Origin of the sequence: Halomonas sp. MES3-P3E (genome assembly GCF_002836035.1) — a bacterium.
Classification (GTDB): domain Bacteria; phylum Pseudomonadota; class Gammaproteobacteria; order Pseudomonadales; family Halomonadaceae; genus Vreelandella; species Vreelandella arctica.
In genome coordinates this window covers 58,681-75,487 of the sequence record NZ_PJBT01000016.1, presented here as the reverse complement: position 1 = coordinate 75,487, position 16,807 = coordinate 58,681, and the positions used below count along the sequence as shown (strand labels likewise).

Genomic DNA, 16,807 nt, shown 5'->3' with positions numbered 1-16,807 from the left:
TCTGGTGTAACGTCCTGAAATAATAACACTTTCAGCCGCTTTCTTTTATACCCCGTGAGAAATTCGGGCTAGGCGTAAGCTTCGCTATTGATGACTTTGGCACCGGGTTTTCGTCGTTAACCCACTTGCGTCAACTGCCGGTCAACCTGATCAAAATTGATCAGAGCTTTGTACGCGACATGCTCAGCGACCAAGACGATATGGCGATTGTGGAGAGCGTGATTTATATGGCTAATCGCTTTAGGCGACCCATGCTGGCCGAAGGCGTGGAAACGCTTGAACATGCAAAAGCGTTAATGGCGCTGGGCTGCGAGTTGGCGCAGGGTTATGGTATTGCCCGCCCAATGCCTGCTGAAGCCCTGCCAGCTTGGCTTGCGGATTGGCCAATGCGTGCGGACTGGAATTCGCTGGCTCAGTCAGCCTGTTAAGCGGCCTGCTCTTTAGCAGTGGGTTCTTCAGCGATTGGCTCAGCTGTAGTTTCCGGCCAAGTAGTTTCCGACAACGTAGTTTCTGACGAATCAGCGGCACCAGCACTGCGGGCTTGCTCCATTTCACTACGCTGCATGGCCGCTTCTAACTTCGCTTCAAGTAAATATTGGCGTGCTTGAGCGGCCACTTGATGGTCTTTGGGAGAAGGGTCGGCAGGGGCCATCGCAGCGGCGATCACGGTCTGCATTTTTTCGATAGTCGCTTGGGGATCATTGGGCACCGGGCCGTAATCGATCGGCACCTCGCCTGCCACTGCGTAGCGCTTGCCATCGGGGCCAACGTCATAGTCGTAGCTAGCGCCGCCGGTATAGGCGCCACCTGCGACTTGGTGAGCCATCTCGTGCTGGCGTACCTCGCGGTCGGTCTGCTTAAGCTGTTCTAATTGCTGAATCTCTTCCGGCGCCATGGGTGTGCCGTCAGCACGCTTGGGGCCAGCTGCGTCGCTGCTATTCTCTTTATGCGTACTGGTGTCGCTGGAGGCGTTATTAGAAGTTGTCTCTTCGTCAAGCGCGCGCTCCTTTGACGCTTGCTCTACACGCGGTGAGTGCGTATTTGCTGCAGGGTATGCCCACGCAGTGAGAGACGAGGTGCTGATAGCAGAAACGGCCATAGTTTATTACCGACGCAGTGCGAGTTGGGATACCATGAAGTATTAGCGAGCGATGCCGACAGTGCAAGTCAGCGCTATGTGTTTCGTCGCGCAATCATTCAACGACTCATGTTGTTACTACTTTAATTACCAGGGCGCTTCGCTATCTCAACCCTGACCTACTATCTGTGCTAACCATCCTATGCTAACCATCGATGTCGTCATCAATCTAAATTATGATGAGTGTTTAGCCCATTATGAGGGGCGCATTGCCAATGTGCGTACCCGCAGCGTGGATGGGCGCTGGGTAATCTTTCCTGCCGAGGCGATTCGTCGTGTGGTTAGCCGCGATGGTGTGCGCGGTATTTATCGATTAAGTTTTTCTGAACAGGGCCGATTTATTAGTATTGATCCTTTAACCGGACGTTGAGCTTGCCTATGCACCGCGATGAAACATCGATCATCCTGAATGACCTCATTTATTACGTCATTCCCAATTTAAACAGTGCTGAAAAGTTAGTGCTCTCTACGCTAGAAAGCTTAAGTGAAGCGGCCACCAGCCCTCTGGACATACTTAAACGCACGGATCAGCGCCAAGCGTTTGGGCTGGAGACCCACCGCATAAGAATCAATTTAGAACACTTGCTGAATCGCTACCGGACTGAGGTCGATGCCATTCTTCGCTCTGAAGGCGAGTATCAAGGGCCGGTCGTAGAGCCTGATCCTCAAGAGGCGGATGCGATACGCAGTGCTAAAGAGATCTACCAGCATGTATGTGCTTTCCAGCGAGGAGAACGCCCCCACCCGATTCCTGGGCGGTAAATCACCCGGCGCACCTTGTTCTAGCGCCTAGCACTAACCGCCAGTACGTAACATTCACAGCATGGCATCAACATTGCTTGTACAATGTGGCATTGGACTTTCAGGCTTACCCGCCTGAAAGCAAGCAGCCTGCCTACCCGGCGCTGGCTGTCCACATATTAGGAGATATACCATGTCTGCCTCACCGGTCACATTGATGGTGGCTCGTCGCGTTGAGCACGGCCGCTACTTCGACTTTAATCGTTGGCTAAACGAAGGGCGCGAGCTGGCGGCTGATTTTGCTGGCTACCTCGGCTCTGGCGTACTAGCACCCCCCGCTGATGACGATGAATATCAGATCATATTTCGCTTTAGCAGCAGCGAAACCTTAGCCGCCTGGGAACACTCCGCCTCACGCCATGCGTGGTTGGCGCGCGGAAAAGGGCTGTATGAAGCGCCTCAAGAGCACCGTGCCACTGGGCTGGACACGTGGTTTCAAAACAACGGAAACAGCGCTCCGCCGCGTTGGAAGCAAGCCGTGGCTGTTTGGTTGGCTTTCTTCCCCATCTCGTTGCTTTTCCAATGGGTATTTGGCGGCGTATTGGCCGATTGGGCGCTGGTGCCGCGGGTGATGGTGAGTACCTTGATGTTGACGCCAGTGATGGTGTTTGTGTTTATTCCGCTCTCGACGCGCTTATTAGCACCTTGGCTGCAAGGAAAGTGGTCGCCGCTGGATTTACTGGCGCGCTGGCGTCATGCACATCGTTAATTTTCATTAATTTTTACTAGTTTAATGCTTTCATGGGGTTCAACGCTGTAATGGTGCTAACTTTAGTATATTGATCCTATTAAGATGATCTTTGTGCTACTAAGCTGAAGGTGCTTGCAGTAATGGATAACTGTCGCCAGTGCAATGCTGGTGTATAACCCAGCCCCATGGAGTTTTTATGATTCACGTTCACCATTTGGAAAAGTCTCGTTCTCATCGGATTTTGTGGCTATTAGAAGCCTTAGAACTGGACTATGAGCTGGTAATTTACCAACGCGATGACAAAACACAGCAAGCGCCCGACTCGCTAAAAAAAATCCACCCGCTTGGTAAATCCCCGGTCATTACCGATGGTGATCTCACCGTGGCTGAGTCAGGCGCGATCATTGACTACCTGTTACAGCGCTACGGGCAAGGGCGGTGTCAGCCTTCTCCCGGTGACTTGCGGGCTTGGGTAGATTACCGCTACTGGCTACATTATGCCGAAGGCTCACTGATGCCACTGCTGGTGATGCAGCTTGTGTTTAGCCAAGTTCCCAAGCAGTCGCCCTGGCTGATTAAACCGCTGGCGAAAGGCATTAGCGATACGGTGAGTAAGCGTTTTTTAGCACCGCAGTTGAAACAGCACCTCACCTTTATAAACCAGCACTTATCAGCCAACGGTAATTTTGCCGGCCCCTGGCCTAGTGGCGCGGATATTCAAATGAGCTTTCCGCTACAGGCAGTGGCGGCCGTCCAGTCGTTAGAGCAGTATTCTGCCATTGCCGCTTTTGTATCGCGTATCGAACAAGACTCCGCGTGGCAGCGAGTGGTAGAGCGAGCTGGCCCGTTAACCATGCCTGGCCAGTAATAACTACCATGTACCATTTCGCCACTTCAGCAGCTCTGCCAGCAGAGCTGCTGCGCAGCATTGACACTTATTTGGGGCGCTGGGGAATCGCCTTGCTGCTCGTTTTTCTGCTTTTAGCACTGCTGGGCAATCTGTTACTCAAGCGCCGCATGCAACATAACAGGGCGTTGCTGCAAACCAATAAAGAGATGCTGGCGACTATTTTGGATAGTGTCGATGCCTTTATTTATATCAAGTCACCGACCTTAGAGTATCAATACGTGAATCGCCGTATCAGCGATTTATTTGGTCTGCCAGCCGACAAAGTTATTGGTAAGTGCGACGCTGAGTTTTTTGATGCCGGCAGCGCTGCTGAAATGGAGCAGGTTGATCGCAGCGTATTGGCATCGGGCAAGAAAGTAACGGTCGAGGAGAGTAACGTCTTACAAGGTGAAAGCCAGGTAAGAACATTCTTATCGATCAAAATGCCGCTGTCGATGTCCCCCGGTGCTCCCCCTTCTCTATGCGGTATTTCGACGGAACTCACTGACTACCTCGAAATGCAGTCGCGCACCTACTATCTGGCCTTCTATGACTCACTGACAGGTCTGCCCAACCGTCGGATGCTGATGGACTCGTTAACGTCCGCGATCGATCATGATGAGTGGTCAGCGTCTTATAGCGCTGTGTTGGTGATCGATCTGGATAACTTTCGCTTAGTGAACGACATCCAGGGTCATGAGAGTGGTGATCAACTGTTGATTAACGTTGCTGAACAGCTACGACAGCGGCTAGAGCCAGAGGCCACGCTGGCACGCTTTAGTAGTGATGAATTTGTGGTACTGCTGAATAACCTGGGCGAGCCGCAGACCGAGGCCGTCCGAAAAGCTGAACGTGTCTCCCGCCAGCTATTGGAAACCATCGCTCAAGTGAGAGGCGGTCATTCGTTACCCATTAGCGCCAGTATTGGCATTGCACTGTTTGCCGGGCGCGAACACAGCATGGATAGCGTGCTGCAACAAGCGGATATGGCCTTGCAGCAGGCGAAGAGGGCTGGCGGCAACACGCTGTGCTTTTTTAACGCCGATATGCAGACCAGCGTACTGGAAAGGGCAAGCCTGGAAGCTGACCTGCATAAGGCCCTTGAGCGCAATGAGTTGGCTCTGCACTATCAGGTGCAGGTCGACCATCAGGGCGTGACCACGGGGGTTGAAGCATTATTACGCTGGTATCACCCCCAGCGTGGCTGGGTCTCCCCCGCGACGTTTATACCTCTGGCAGAGGAGAATAGGCTCATTGTGCCCATCGGTTATTGGGTGCTTAGGTCGGCCTGCGAGCAATTGGCAAAGTGGTCCCATCAAGCGACCTACGCCACCTTAAGTATTTCCGTTAATGTGAGTTCTGTTCAGTTTCAGCAACCCGACTTCGTGCATGACGTAGAGGCTTTATTAGCAGAGACGCTGGCACCGCCAAGCCGGTTGGTGCTGGAAGTAACGGAGAGCCTGCTGATGTGCGAGCCAGTCAGGGTGCGCAATACGATGTTGAAACTCCGCGCTAGAGGGGTTCGCTTTGCACTGGATGACTTTGGCACTGGTTACTCATCGCTGAGCTACCTAAAGCGCTTACCGCTAGATGAGCTAAAGATTGATCAATCGTTTATTCGCGAACTGCTCACTGACAAGACAGATGCGGCGATCGTGGATACGACGATACTGCTTGCCGTGAGTTTAGGCTTAACCGTGGTCGCAGAAGGGGTAGAGAAAAAAGAACAGCTTGATTGGCTAAGAGGCCATGGCTGTTACCGCTATCAAGGCTACCTGTTTGGCCGCCCGACACCGATTGAGTACCTTTTTGAAAGCTATTAAGCGGCTATATAAAAACCCCTTTCCAGCACGCTGAAAAGGGGTAAAGGTTAGGTCTATCTAACTTACGTTTATGCGATTAGCTGAAGAGCGCAAAGCTCTCAGCGTTAAGCCACATGTGAACCAAAATGCTGGCGATATAGCCAAGCAAAATGACCGGCGACCAACGTAAGTGGCCCATAAACGTATAGGAACCTCTTGCCTGGCCCATTACCGCTACCCCTGCCGCTGAACCGATCGACAGCAAGCTGCCCCCGACGCCTGCGGTTAAGGTAATCAGCAGCCATTGGCCGTGAGACATATCGGGCTCCATCGTGAGCACCGCAAACATAACGGGAATGTTGTCGATGACCGCTGATACAATACCCAGCGTGATGTTGGCTGCCGTGGCGTTCCAGCCGGTGTAGAGCGCTTCTGACAACAGGCCAAGATAGCCCATGAATCCAAGCCCGCCAACGCACATCACTACCCCGTAGAAGAACAGCAATGTATCCCACTCGGCACGTGCCACGCGGTTGAAGACATCAAACGGCACCACGCTACCCAACTGCTCAAGCTTCTTGTTGTCGCCACGGCGGCTATAGCGCTCGCGCTTACGCTCCAGCGAGCGGGGTAGGCTACGGCGTAGGTAGTAGCCGAAGAACTGCAAGTAGCCCAGGCCGGTCATCATACCCAGCACCGGCGGCAGGTGGAGCACTACGTGGCACAGCACGGCGGTAATAATGGTCAATAAAAACAGCCCTACAATGCGCCGGGCACCCCGCTTCATCCACACATCTTCATAAACGCTAGCGGGTTTCTCGTCCTTAATGAACAGGCTCATGATGGAGGCGGGTATTAGGAAATTGACCAGGGCAGGGAAGAACAGAATGAAGAACTCCTGGAACTCCACCATGCCAGCTTGCCACACCATGAGAGTGGTAATGTCGCCGAAGGGGCTAAATGCACCCCCCGCATTGGCGGCCACCACAATATTGATACAAGCGACGTTAATAAACCGCTGATCGCCCTCTGCCACTTTAGTTACCACGGCACACATCAATAGTGCGGTGGTGAGGTTGTCGGCAATGGGTGAAAGCACAAAGGCGAGACCGCCGGTCAGCCAAAACAGTGTCCGGTAGTTGAAACCTTTGCGTAACATCCAGGAGCGTAAAGCATCAAACACCCGACGCTCTTCCATCGCGTTGATATATGTCATGGCCACCAGCAAGAACAGCATCAGCTCGGTGAACTCCAAAAGCGTCACGCGAAACGCGTACTCTGACGCTTCCGACATACCATTTTGGACATACACCCAGCCGATGAGGCTCCAGATGATACCGGCTGCCACCAACACCGGTTTCGACTTACGCATATGAATCTTTTCTTCCGCCATGACGAGGGCATACGCCAGAACGAAAATAGCCACCGCAAAAAAGCCGACAACCGAGGTGGTTAAATTGAGTTCACCAGTAACGGCAAACGCATTGGGACTTACGCCTAATAGTAAGGCCGCTAACAAAAAAAGCCAGCGACGATATAATCGTGGCTGGCGAGAGGGTTGGCACAACGTAGGCATGTGACGTTTTTCCTCATGGTTAAGTTGTCAGGAGTGGTGTAAAAGCGCCGCTAGTTTACCAGCCTATATTGCGCCGCAATACTTTATAAAAACGAACGAAAGTAGTTCTTCTTAGGGGAATAGCATCTTTTTTTAGGAAATTAATCTTTTAGGTAATGGTAACTTTAACAACATTAGTTTTGCCTAAGTGCTGATTTAAATGTGGGGGTTATACTAATGCCGAATAGCATTATTAAATAATATCCATTCCTTTATTCTTCCTTTCACTAATGCACGCTTTCATTATCGCCGTCGAACCCCAGGCGAGGCTGCCCGTTTAGGCATAGTCATGGTATGTTGACTCCCCCTAGGCCCATTGCTGGGTAACATAAAAACGAGGCCTGTTAGAAAACGGCCGCTGGATACGCTAAGGAAAATTAAGATGCGCAACTCATTTCGCTCCCTTCGCCGCACGCTTGGCGTGACGGCTGCTACGCTAGCGCTGGTAAGTACCGCTTTCTCCGTCCACGCTGAAACGCGGGTGACCTATAAATCGGCTTCTGCCGGTACCGCCTACTATCAGATGGGCGTAGAACTCTCAGAAGCAATCCGCCAGGGGACGGATGACGCCATTGTGCTCACTTTGGAAGAGAGTCAGGGCTCGGTTCAGAACGTCATGGAGGTCATGGCGCGCCAGGGTAACTACGTGTTTACCACGCCGCCTGCATTAGTGGAGCAGGCCATGGCAGGAGAGGGCGCCTTTGCCGAGCGTCAAAACCCACGCTTTCAAGAGATTCGTGGCCTGTTCCCCATCCCTTCTATCACCATGCACTTTGTAATGGCGGGTGACGAAGGGGTGACTGATGTGTCTGCCCTGGAAGGCAAGCACTTATTAATTGGTCGGGGTACGTTTGGCGCCCGGGAAGCGGCTCGTTACCTGGAGTTGTTTGGTCTGGAAGAGAATGTCCAAATCGCCGATGCGGCGATTGGCAGCGGCCCCGATGCACTTAAAAACGGTCAGATTGATGGCTTTGTAACGGCCAGCTCTTTCCCGTCGCCCAATGTGATAGAGACCGCCGCCAGCATGCCTATATCGTTGGTTAGTCTGACCGATGAGCAAATCGAACAAACCGGCGCAGCGCGCCAAACGATCCCCGGCGGTACCTACCCCGGCGTTGATAAAGATGTCGAAACCACATCGCTACCGGTGATTGCCTACACCACCACCTATATGGATGACGATACCGCCTACACGCTGACCAAAACATTTTGGGAGCGTCGTGATGCCATGGCCGAAGAGGCCGCCTGGTGGGGCAGTATTACCCCTGAAATGCTGGAAAACATGACCGGCTCGCTACACCCAGGGGCACTGCGCTATTACGAAGAAGCGGGCTTCGAGGTGCCTGACTCTCTACGTTAGTCACTATCCCCCTTTTCCTACTGCCACGGCGATCGCGCTGTGGCAGTTCTGTATTGATGCAGAGTTGATGCGGTATTGATGCAGTATTGATAATAGGCAACATGGCATGCGTGTTATTACTTCTTCGCCAGTGGCGACCCCTGTAGATGATGACGCCATAGCCCCAGGCTGGATGGCGCTGGGGGCGGTGAGTGTGGTATTTCATCTGGGATTGATTTTTTATGGCTTAACGCCTGCGCTTGTCAGTCGGCCGCTACACATGGCGCTGCTGTTGCCATGGGTGCTGGTCTACATGGCCAACACACCGACGCAGCGAATCAGCGGCTGGGTGCTAACGCTGCTGGGCGTGGCCGCATGCGGCTATATCGCCCTCAATGAGGCCGCGCTAGCCAATCAGTATGGCTTTATTGATACCCACCTGCAGATGGGTATCGGGCTATTTTTAATCGCGCTTGCGCTTGAGGCCGCCCGCCGGGCGATTGGCTGGCCGCTGCCGCTGGTCGCGTTGCTGGCCCTGATGTATGGCGCTTTCGGCCAATACATCCCTGGTGCTTTTGGCCATCCTGGGCTCCCGCTGCCTAGCATGGTGGGCACATTGACCATTGCCGAAGGCGGGCTGTGGGGATCGCTGACCGGCGTGAGTGTCAGTGTAGTGGCGATTTTTGTGATTTTCGGTGCGGTGCTCAATGCCGGCGAAGCGGGTCAGGGCTTCATGAATCTCGCTGGCGCGGTGGCCGGGCGGCTGACCGGGGGCGCGGCCAAGGTGGCGGTGATTTCCTCGGCACTGATGGGCTCTATCTCTGGTTCGGCGTCAGCTAACGTGGCCTCCACTGGGGCAATCACCATTCCCTCCATGGTGCGCCTGCGCTACCCGCGCTCGCTCGCCGGTGCGGTGGAAGCGGTTGCCTCCTCTGGCGGGCAAATCATGCCGCCGCTGATGGGGGCTGGCGCGTTTGTCATGGTGGAGCTGACGGGGACTCCCTATACACAAATTATGGGTGCGGCAATGTTGCCGGCAGTCCTCTATTTCTTGACTGTCTGGGTGGGCATCAATGCCTACGCGACTAGGCATGACTTGCAGCCCGTGGCTGAAAGCGAACGCCCTCACGCGAAAGAGGTCGTCATTACCTCGCTGTTTTTTGCGATCCCGTTCGTGTTGCTGCTAGAACGCATCTTCAACGGTGGTTATACCCCTCAGTACGCTGCCAGTATTGCGATTTTTGCAGGTATTGCGCTGTTGCTCTTTGATGTGACGCTGCGCTTTTCGCTTCCTGGCTTTAGCCGTCGGTTAGCCGCCGCTGCGGTCACTGCCGGGCGCCAGATTGCCGTGATCGGCGCGATTATCCTGTGCGCCTCGCTGGTGGTCGGCGTGCTGTCGCTAACGGGGCTGGGCGTCAAGATTACCTCAGGTATCCTGTCGCTCTCCAACGACATGCTATGGCCAGCACTGCTGCTGACAGCGCTTGCCTGCTTGATTTTAGGCATGGAGGTGCCAACCACCGCCGCCTACGTGATCTGTGTCTCTGTCGCCGGGCCGGCGTTGACATCGCTGGGTCTGGAGCCGCTTCTAGCGCATCTGTTCGTTTTCTGGTACGCGCTGCTCTCGACTATCACGCCGCCGGTGTGTGGCGGTGTGTTTATCGCTGCTGGCATGGTGGGGGAGAATTGGCTAAAGGTGGCGTTCAAGGCCATGGCGCTGGGGATCGGGCTGTATATCATTCCCTTGGCCATGGTGGCCAACCCGGAAATAATCCAACTAATCTTTAATCCGTCAGGCGCCCTGCTGAATGCGCTGAAAGTGGCGCTGGGGCTGGGGGCGATCTCTTACGGGGTGATCGCGCGCAAAGCATTGTGGCAGCGTGCGGCGCTAGTCGCGGCGGGGGCTATCCTGATCTTCGTGGTTTAGCCTTTAGCCCTGGGACGAACCGTCAGCATCCAGGCGTAGCGGCGAAGAGGCTGGCAGCGGGGTAGTGGCAAACATCACCCAGGTATCCAGCGCAGGCCCCAGTGACTGCACCAACCGCAGTTGCTCGGGTGCCTGGGCGAGCACCTCTTCAGCACAAATGCCTGCCTCAAAACGCCCGGCGAGCAGGCCCTCTGCTACTGCCACCGTGGTGGGGGCATCAATGAGCTCTGTATAGGCCGTTAAATCAGTGTAATAGCGGGTGGCTGGCTGCAATGCCACCTGGGTGGGCTGCGCAATGGTACGTTGTGCGATCAGCGCCAGCGGCTTGCTACCCGCAATAAAGGTGTCGACCGGGTAGGCTCGATGCATATAGCGGCCGACACAGTCGCGATGGGTGGCGTGGGCGGTGCACTGCAACACGTGGCTAACCTGCCCAGCAATAAGCGCCTGAAAGGCCGCTTCAAACTGGCTAAAGAGAGTCACGCTGCCTTCGCCTGAGCAACGCATTCTGAGATAGCGCTTGGCAATCAATTCATGGTTATTGCCGCTAGGCCCCAAGGTAGCAATGTGCACGGTGACGTTTCTCCACGATAAACAATCAAGTCATTGAGCCAAAAACGGTGGGTTTTTGGCTCAGCGCAATCAACGATTAGGCCATCTCAAAAAATCGTAAAGCTTAACGCTATATAAGCGGCATAGCCTGCGAGCAGTGCGGCTCCCTCCCAGCGCGACAGGCGCATACCGGTATACAAAAACAGCACCAGTATGCCAGCGGCACCCAGCATCACCCACTGGTCAAACAGGGCCACGCGTGGTGCAAGGGGCAGTGGTTGTAAAAATGCTGAGATACCGAGGATGCCCAGCAGGTTAAATATGTTGCTGCCTAGAATATTACCAACGGCGACATCAGCATGACGGCGCAGCGCTGCAATCACCGACACGGCCATTTCAGGTAGTGAGGTGCCAACAGCCACGATGGTTAGCCCAATGACTGCTTCGGAAATACCCAATGCCTGGGCTAACCCTATAGCGCCAAAGAGCAGTAGCTGCGACCCTCCTATTAGCATGCCTAAACCAATCACCAGCGCTAAGGTGATCATCCAGCCCGTGGTGGGGAGTTTGGTCATCTCTTCGGCTTCTGAGGCATGCATATCTGCCGCAGGAATATGATGCCGACTTTCACTTAAGTAAGCCCACACAAGGTAGCCCACAAGACAGGCTATAAAGATTGCCGCATCAACGCGCCCTAATGCCCCGCCAAAGGAGAGTCCAATAAATAGCAGGCTCGCCAGTATCACCACCAAGCCATCTCGGCGCAGCGCTTGAGGATGGACCACCATAGGGCAAATCACGGCGCACATGCCCAAAATCAATAAGATATTACCGATATTGCTACCCACGATGTTGCCAATAGCAATGTCAGGCTGTTGGTTTATAGCGGCATCAATAGAAACAACCAGCTCGGGTGCCGATGTGCCGAAACCGACAACTACCAGCCCGGTCAGTAGGGGCGAAACGCCGACCCTTCTTGCGCCAGCAACAGCCCCCCGGATCAGTGACTCACCGCCCAGGGTGAGCAGCGCAATACCCGCCAACAAACTAAGTCCATATAGCATGTTAAAACCTCTTCCATAGTACTGGTCAGGCTGCGATTAATGCAGGGTTTGCCTGGCCAATAGAGCGCGCTAGGCGGTCGGATTAGTAGTGCCCAGCTCATTGGCAAGATTACTGCTAATTTTTGTAATTTGCGCGGTATTCCAGTGGTTATAAGCGGTAGAGTAAAAATTAAAAACGCATAAAGGCTTTGACCTGCTGCTGACTACATGGCAGGATGTGCGAAGTTAGTAAGTTAGCAAGCAAGCATGGTTCCAGAAACATTCGAATTCTTTCGGTAGTCTGTAATTGTATTCCTTGTTCTACTCACTATTTATCTGGGTAATACCAGGAATTTTACAATTCGCGATTAGCGAAAAGGATTTATATCATGGCAACTGGCACAGTTAAGTGGTTCAACGATTCTAAAGGTTTTGGCTTCATCGCACCGTCTGACGGCAGCGACGACGTTTTTGCTCATTTTTCTGAAATTCAGTCTGATGGCTTCAAAACTCTGCCTGAAGGCGCTAACGTCTCTTTTGACGTTACCCAAGGTCAGAAAGGCCTTCAAGCTTCAAACATCAAGCTGCTTTCTTAATCCTAGCGATTATTTAAGTTCTCGAATCGTTTAGATTCGATGATCGGGCCCCGCTTAGGCGGGGCCCGATGCGTTTGTGTCTTTGAAAAAAACTGTCCCTGTGGTCATTGATCTTCCTGCTGTTAGCGATGGGCCTTCATATTATTTGAACTGATCGTTGTTCCTCCCATTACTTCCTATTTTCTCCTGTATAAGATCGCCTTTCTTTAATGTTATGTTATATTGTATCTTTTAGTGATGCTGTTATTTCAACAGTAGAGAAAGGAATAGGGGAGACCGAAGCATGGTAGAGCATAAAATGAAGGTATTGTCATTCAAAAGTGTCAGTGTGTTCGCATTCAGTGCTTTGCTACTGGCAGGCGCTCACTATGCCAGCGCTGATGACCACGACCACGACCACAGTCATGCTCATAATAACCATGACCACAATAGCGATATTTATGCAGGCTACTTTGAGGACGATCAGATTAAGGATCGCCCGCTTGCTGACTGGGAAGGTGATTGGCAATCCGTCTATCCGTACCTACAAGATGGCACGCTAAATGAAGTGTTCAAGGACAAGGCAGAGCATGGCGATAAAACCGCTGAAGAGTACAAAGCGTATTACGATACGGGTTATCAAACCGATGTAGAGCGTATCGTTATCGACGGCAGCAACGTCACCTTCTTTGCGAACGGCGAGGAGATGTCGGGTGACTATCAGTACGATGGCTACGAGATTTTAAATTACGAGGCCGGCAACCGAGGTGTGCGCTTTATTTTCGAGCTTGAAGGCGAGGGGGCTGACGATCTCCCCCAGTATATTCAGTTCAGCGATCACAGTATTTACCCAACTGACGCAGACCATTACCACCTTTACTGGGGGAATAATCGTGAAGCGCTGCTGGATGAAGTGACTAATTGGCCAACCTATTATCCTTCAGAGCTAAGTGGTGAAGAAGTTGTCGATGAGATGCTTGCCCACTAAACGATAATAGCCACTTTTAACTGATCTAAAAAGCGCTGGCTCTCATGCCAGCGCTTTGGTTTTATTGGCACTGTTAAGTTAGGATTCAGAGTAGAGTTACCGCGTTTCTTCCATATCGCTTGATCAAACGACAACAACATAGGGCCACTCATTATGCGTTTAGGGTCACTTTTCCTAGGGATCTGGTTTTTAGTCGCCAGCAGTGTTGTCTATGCGGGCGATGCCTGTGATAGCGCTACTACTCAGATTGAGCTCAACGAATGCACAGCGCAGGCGTATCAAGCGGCCGATAAAGAGCTAAATGATGCTTATCAGGTGCTTGTAGGACAACTAAGCAACAACGCCGCCTCGTTAGAAAAACTTAGAGCCGCTCAGCGGGCGTGGATAGGTTTTCGCGATGCTGAATGTGCATTCGAAAGTAGCGCCGTTGAGGGTGGTAGCGCCCAGCCTATGGTACGTAACGGATGCCTTGAAACGCTTACAGTGGCCCGCACGAAAAGGCTGCGTGAGCATGCTCACTGTGAAGAGGGTGATCTAAGCTGCTCGCGTTGAAAGTGATCAATAGCTCGGCACAAGGCTGTTTTCAGGCACAAAAAAAGCACCCGTAGGTGCTTGATTTGTATAGTAAGGTGGTGGAGGCGGCGGGAATTGAACCCGCGTCCGCCAGCACGCGCCTATTGGCTCTACATGCTTAGATTTCGTCATTTGATTTAACGCGACTGACTCCGACGATCAGGATTCAGCCACGCGAGCCTTCTAAAGTTTAACGCTTGGCGAGAAGACACCACCAAACGCGGTCCTATCAGCTTTAGCTCGTATCCCCTCAGTGATGAATAGGCACATCACCTTGGGGCCAGACAAGAAGCTAACAGTTTAAGCTGCTAGCGCGCCTTGAGCGTAGTTTTCGTCATTTGCGACTATTTTTCGTGATGTGGGATTTACGAGATACATCACGCTCTCGGCATGCACCGCAAGGGTTGTCACCGGCGTCGAAACCATGTCGCCCCCTTATTACAAGTGAGCATTCTAACGTGCTCACACCTGATTGACCAGTTATGCCTTATTATGTTCCCGCATAATTCGACCTTTTTGACGGCTCCAATCTCGATCTTTTTCAGTGGCGCGCTTGTCGTGCAGCTGTTTACCGGTCACCAGTGCCAATTCGCACTTCACTTTATTGCGTTTCCAGTAAAGCTTCAGGGGCACACAGGTGTGACCTTTGTCCTGGGTGATCGAAAAGATTTTGGCGATCTCTTTGCGATGCAGCAGCAGTTTGCGAGTGCGCGTTGGGTCGGCAATTTCATGGGTGCTAGCCGTATTTAACGGCATGATGTGGCTGCCCAGCAGAAACGCTTCACCATTACGAACTAATATATAGGTGTCAGTGAGCTGGGCTTTGCCAGCACGCAGGCTTTTAACTTCCCAGCCAGCGAGTGATAGCCCAGCTTCGAAGGTTTCATCGATATGATACTCAAACCGTGCCTTCTTATTTTGGGCGATAACGCTGCTACCGGGACCCTTACTGTTACCTTTCTTAGTGGCCATGGAACCTCATAATTAATCTGTCAGTGGCATCCCCTTCGTTATTTGGGGAGGCGTGATACCATTTAAGGTCTGAAATAATGTTTCCCATGATACGCTTTGGGCACTGTGAAGTCAGCGGAGAGGTCAATGCCAACCGTCAATCGTTCCGCCTTGGTGCGGCACACCCCCCAGAAAATGTTCGATTTGGTCAACGACTTCGAACGCTACCCGGAATTTTTGCCAGGTTGCCGTCATGCACGTCTGGTCGAGCATGATAATGAACATCTAATCGGCGAAATGACGCTTGGGCGCGCTGGCGTCGAGCAAACCATCACCACACGCAACGACCTATTTGCACCAGAGCGTATTGAACTGTCGCTGGTAAAAGGGCCCTTCAAACGCCTAAAAGGTCGCTGGCTGTTTATCCCCATGGGGGAGGGCGCCTGCAAGGTCAGTTTAGAAATGGAGTTTGAATTCGCCAATCGTCTACTTGGTATGGCCTTTGGAAAGCTTTTTCAGCAAATAGCGGGGCAGTTGGTCGATGCCTTCACCAAGCGCGCAAACGAGCTGTATGGCCGCTGAGACGCTAGCGGTTGAGGTAGCCTTCGCGCTGCCGTCTAAGCAGCGCATAGTGGCGCTACGGGTGCCTGAGGGCACCACCGCACGTCAGGCCGTTGCCTTGGCTGATTTACCGACGCTATTTCCTGACCTGCCTGATGACACATTTTCTCAGGCACCGCTCGGGATCTTCGGCAAAGCACTACGCGATCCCGACACCCAGTTGTTGCGTGAAGGAGATCGAGTAGAAGTTTACCGGCCACTGGCTATCGACCCAAAAGTCGCTCGCTTGGAGCGTGCAAAGCGCCAAGCAAGCGACCCTGGGCGATAATAAGCTTGCTTTAAGGCTGTGAAACGGGCTGTGCACTCGGCGGCGTCCGCGTGCTCTCCGTCGGTAACGCATCCATGGGGTCAACACCTTCCGTTGCTGGCCCCATGCTGCTCTCGCCGTCGAGCGGCAGCGCTGCCGATAAATCACCCTCTTGCTCGATGTTCACTAAGCGGCCCTGTGGGTCGAAGGTGAGCGTAACACGGCGTTGTTCTACATCACCGTACGCCTTGTCTAAACGAAATACATAGTCCCACTGGCTGGCATCGAAGGGCGCTTCTAACAGCGGCCTGCCCATCACGTACGTGACCTGTTCTTGCGTCATGCCGGGCTGAAGTTGGCTCACCATTTCTTGCGTGACCAGGTTGCCTTGGGGAATATCGCGCTTGTACACGCCAACGTAGCTGCAGCCACTAACAACGGTCAGGGCAACGGAGAGCGTGATGATTCGAGTCAATTTTTGCATTTGGACCTATTCTTCACTATCGTGGTTTCGGTTGATCATACCCGACCTAACCTGTTACTGCGAAGAGCGACCATGGCCGATCAGAACCATGAATTGCGCAAAGCCGGTCTGAAAGTGACCCTGCCGCGCGTCAAGATACTTCAGATTCTCGAAAATGTTTCGGGTCAGCACCACCTTAGCGCGGAAGAAGTGTATAAAACACTGATTGATGCGGGCGAAGATGTTGGCCTGGCGACTGTATACCGTGTATTGACTCAGTTTGAGTCAGCGGGGTTGGTTATTCGTCATAATTTTGACGGTGGCCATGCAGTTTTTGAGATGACCCAAGAGGATCACCATGACCACATGGTGTGCCTTGAAAGCGGTGAGATCATTGAGTTTGTTGATGAAATCATTGAGCGTCGTCAGCAAGAAATCGCTGAAGAGCATGGCTACGAGTTAGTGGATCATGCGCTAGTGCTTTATGTTCGTCCGCGTGGCTCCGATGTGACCCGCCAAGACAGCGGGCCAACGAACAAGAAATAACGTTCGTGGTTAGACACTGCACGCGGCTCGAAAATATGAACGCCCC

Annotated in this window: 19 protein-coding genes, 1 other RNA gene and 1 pseudogene; 14 read left to right on the top strand and 7 right to left on the bottom strand. The window is 52.8% G+C overall.

Translation table 11 applies throughout. From position 1 onward, the window contains the following. Positions 1 to 68: 68 nt before the first annotated feature. A pseudogene (locus tag CXF87_RS04965) lies at positions 69 to 428 on the top strand (EAL domain-containing protein); the annotation flags it as partial. Here the strand turns inward: CXF87_RS04965 and CXF87_RS04960 are convergent. Further along, on the bottom strand, positions 425 to 1,099 hold the full coding sequence (locus CXF87_RS04960; RefSeq protein WP_101145726.1) for a putative metalloprotease CJM1_0395 family protein: 675 nt from the start codon (positions 1,097 to 1,099) through the stop codon (positions 425 to 427). The pseudogene CXF87_RS04965 and the gene CXF87_RS04960 overlap by 4 nt on opposite strands. A 181-nt stretch (positions 1,100 to 1,280) precedes the next feature. On the opposite strand from CXF87_RS04960, the gene CXF87_RS04955 reads away from it, so the two are divergent. The 5 genes from CXF87_RS04955 to CXF87_RS04935 all read left to right on the top strand — a co-directional run bounded on the left by CXF87_RS04955 (position 1,281) and on the right by CXF87_RS04935 (position 5,342). Next, entirely contained in the window at positions 1,281 to 1,508 is a 228-nt protein-coding gene (locus CXF87_RS04955) for a DUF2835 family protein (protein WP_101145725.1), read from the top strand. Between the two features lie 8 nt (positions 1,509 to 1,516). Continuing rightward, entirely contained in the window at positions 1,517 to 1,900 is a 384-nt protein-coding gene (locus CXF87_RS04950) for a hypothetical protein (protein ID WP_101145724.1), read from the top strand. 172 nt (positions 1,901 to 2,072) lie between these two features. Next, a complete protein-coding gene (locus CXF87_RS04945) occupies positions 2,073 to 2,648 on the top strand; it encodes an antibiotic biosynthesis monooxygenase (protein ID WP_008957086.1) in 576 nt (191 codons plus the stop codon). Between the two features lie 178 nt (positions 2,649 to 2,826). Next, entirely contained in the window at positions 2,827 to 3,498 is a 672-nt protein-coding gene (locus CXF87_RS04940; RefSeq protein WP_101145723.1) for a glutathione S-transferase, read from the top strand. Between the two features lie 8 nt (positions 3,499 to 3,506). Then, positions 3,507 to 5,342 carry a putative bifunctional diguanylate cyclase/phosphodiesterase gene (locus CXF87_RS04935; RefSeq protein WP_101145722.1) on the top strand — a complete coding sequence of 612 codons (1,836 nt, stop codon included), beginning with the start codon at positions 3,507 to 3,509 and terminating at the stop codon, positions 5,340 to 5,342. 76 nt (positions 5,343 to 5,418) lie between these two features. Here the strand turns inward: CXF87_RS04935 and nhaD are convergent, their stop codons facing one another. Continuing rightward, positions 5,419 to 6,897: a sodium:proton antiporter NhaD gene (nhaD, locus tag CXF87_RS04930; RefSeq protein WP_101145721.1), complete on the bottom strand. Its 1,479-nt coding sequence runs from the start codon at positions 6,895 to 6,897 to the stop codon at positions 5,419 to 5,421. A 421-nt stretch (positions 6,898 to 7,318) separates the two neighbouring features. On the opposite strand from nhaD, the gene CXF87_RS04925 reads away from it, so the two are divergent. Then, positions 7,319 to 8,296, top strand: a complete 978-nt coding sequence (locus CXF87_RS04925; protein WP_101145720.1) for a TAXI family TRAP transporter solute-binding subunit — start codon at positions 7,319 to 7,321, stop codon at positions 8,294 to 8,296. Between the two features lie 106 nt (positions 8,297 to 8,402). Beyond that, positions 8,403 to 10,202 carry a TRAP transporter permease gene (locus tag CXF87_RS04920; protein ID WP_101145719.1) on the top strand — a complete coding sequence of 600 codons (1,800 nt, stop codon included), beginning with the start codon at positions 8,403 to 8,405 and terminating at the stop codon, positions 10,200 to 10,202. 3 nt (positions 10,203 to 10,205) lie between these two features. On the opposite strand, the gene CXF87_RS04915 is transcribed toward CXF87_RS04920, so the two are convergent. Beyond that, a complete protein-coding gene (locus CXF87_RS04915) occupies positions 10,206 to 10,775 on the bottom strand; it encodes a hypothetical protein (RefSeq protein ID WP_101145718.1) in 570 nt (189 codons plus the stop codon). An 86-nt stretch (positions 10,776 to 10,861) separates the two neighbouring features. Further along, entirely contained in the window at positions 10,862 to 11,818 is a 957-nt protein-coding gene (locus CXF87_RS04910) for a calcium/sodium antiporter (RefSeq protein WP_101145717.1), read from the bottom strand. A gap of 368 nt (positions 11,819 to 12,186) precedes the next feature. On the opposite strand from CXF87_RS04910, the gene CXF87_RS04905 reads away from it, so the two are divergent. The 3 genes from CXF87_RS04905 to CXF87_RS04895 all read left to right on the top strand — a co-directional run bounded on the left by CXF87_RS04905 (position 12,187) and on the right by CXF87_RS04895 (position 13,912). Beyond that, on the top strand, positions 12,187 to 12,393 hold the full coding sequence (locus CXF87_RS04905) for a cold-shock protein (RefSeq protein ID WP_007111857.1): 207 nt from the start codon (positions 12,187 to 12,189) through the stop codon (positions 12,391 to 12,393). Between the two features lie 283 nt (positions 12,394 to 12,676). Further along, the gene (locus CXF87_RS04900) at positions 12,677 to 13,360 is read left to right on the top strand and encodes a metal-binding protein ZinT (protein WP_101145716.1); all 684 of its coding nucleotides are present in this window, start codon (positions 12,677 to 12,679) and stop codon (positions 13,358 to 13,360) included. 153 nt (positions 13,361 to 13,513) lie between these two features. Then, a complete protein-coding gene (locus tag CXF87_RS04895; RefSeq protein ID WP_008957096.1) occupies positions 13,514 to 13,912 on the top strand; it encodes a lysozyme inhibitor LprI family protein in 399 nt (132 codons plus the stop codon). 78 nt (positions 13,913 to 13,990) lie between these two features. Here the strand turns inward: CXF87_RS04895 and ssrA are convergent. Together ssrA and smpB are read right to left on the bottom strand one after the other, a co-directional pair. Continuing rightward, positions 13,991 to 14,368, bottom strand: a transfer-messenger RNA (tmRNA) gene (gene ssrA / locus CXF87_RS04890). A 45-nt stretch (positions 14,369 to 14,413) separates the two neighbouring features. After that, positions 14,414 to 14,905, bottom strand: coding sequence for an SsrA-binding protein SmpB (gene smpB, locus CXF87_RS04885; protein WP_008958772.1), 492 nt, complete (start codon positions 14,903 to 14,905; stop codon positions 14,414 to 14,416). Positions 14,906 to 15,031: 126 nt separating this feature from the next. Here smpB and CXF87_RS04880 point away from each other — a divergent pair, with 126 nt between their 5' ends. Beyond that, entirely contained in the window at positions 15,032 to 15,466 is a 435-nt protein-coding gene (locus CXF87_RS04880; protein WP_101145715.1) for a type II toxin-antitoxin system RatA family toxin, read from the top strand. Further along, on the top strand, positions 15,456 to 15,773 hold the full coding sequence (locus CXF87_RS04875) for an RnfH family protein (RefSeq protein ID WP_101145714.1): 318 nt from the start codon (positions 15,456 to 15,458) through the stop codon (positions 15,771 to 15,773). Before CXF87_RS04880 ends, CXF87_RS04875 begins: the two co-directional genes overlap by 11 nt. A gap of 10 nt (positions 15,774 to 15,783) precedes the next feature. Here the strand turns inward: CXF87_RS04875 and bamE are convergent, their stop codons facing one another. Beyond that, the gene (gene bamE / locus CXF87_RS04870) at positions 15,784 to 16,236 is read right to left on the bottom strand and encodes an outer membrane protein assembly factor BamE (protein WP_101145713.1); all 453 of its coding nucleotides are present in this window, start codon (positions 16,234 to 16,236) and stop codon (positions 15,784 to 15,786) included. Between the two features lie 72 nt (positions 16,237 to 16,308). On the opposite strand from bamE, the gene fur reads away from it, so the two are divergent. After that, entirely contained in the window at positions 16,309 to 16,761 is a 453-nt protein-coding gene (fur, locus tag CXF87_RS04865; RefSeq protein WP_007111850.1) for a ferric iron uptake transcriptional regulator, read from the top strand. Positions 16,762 to 16,807 lie beyond the last annotated feature (46 nt).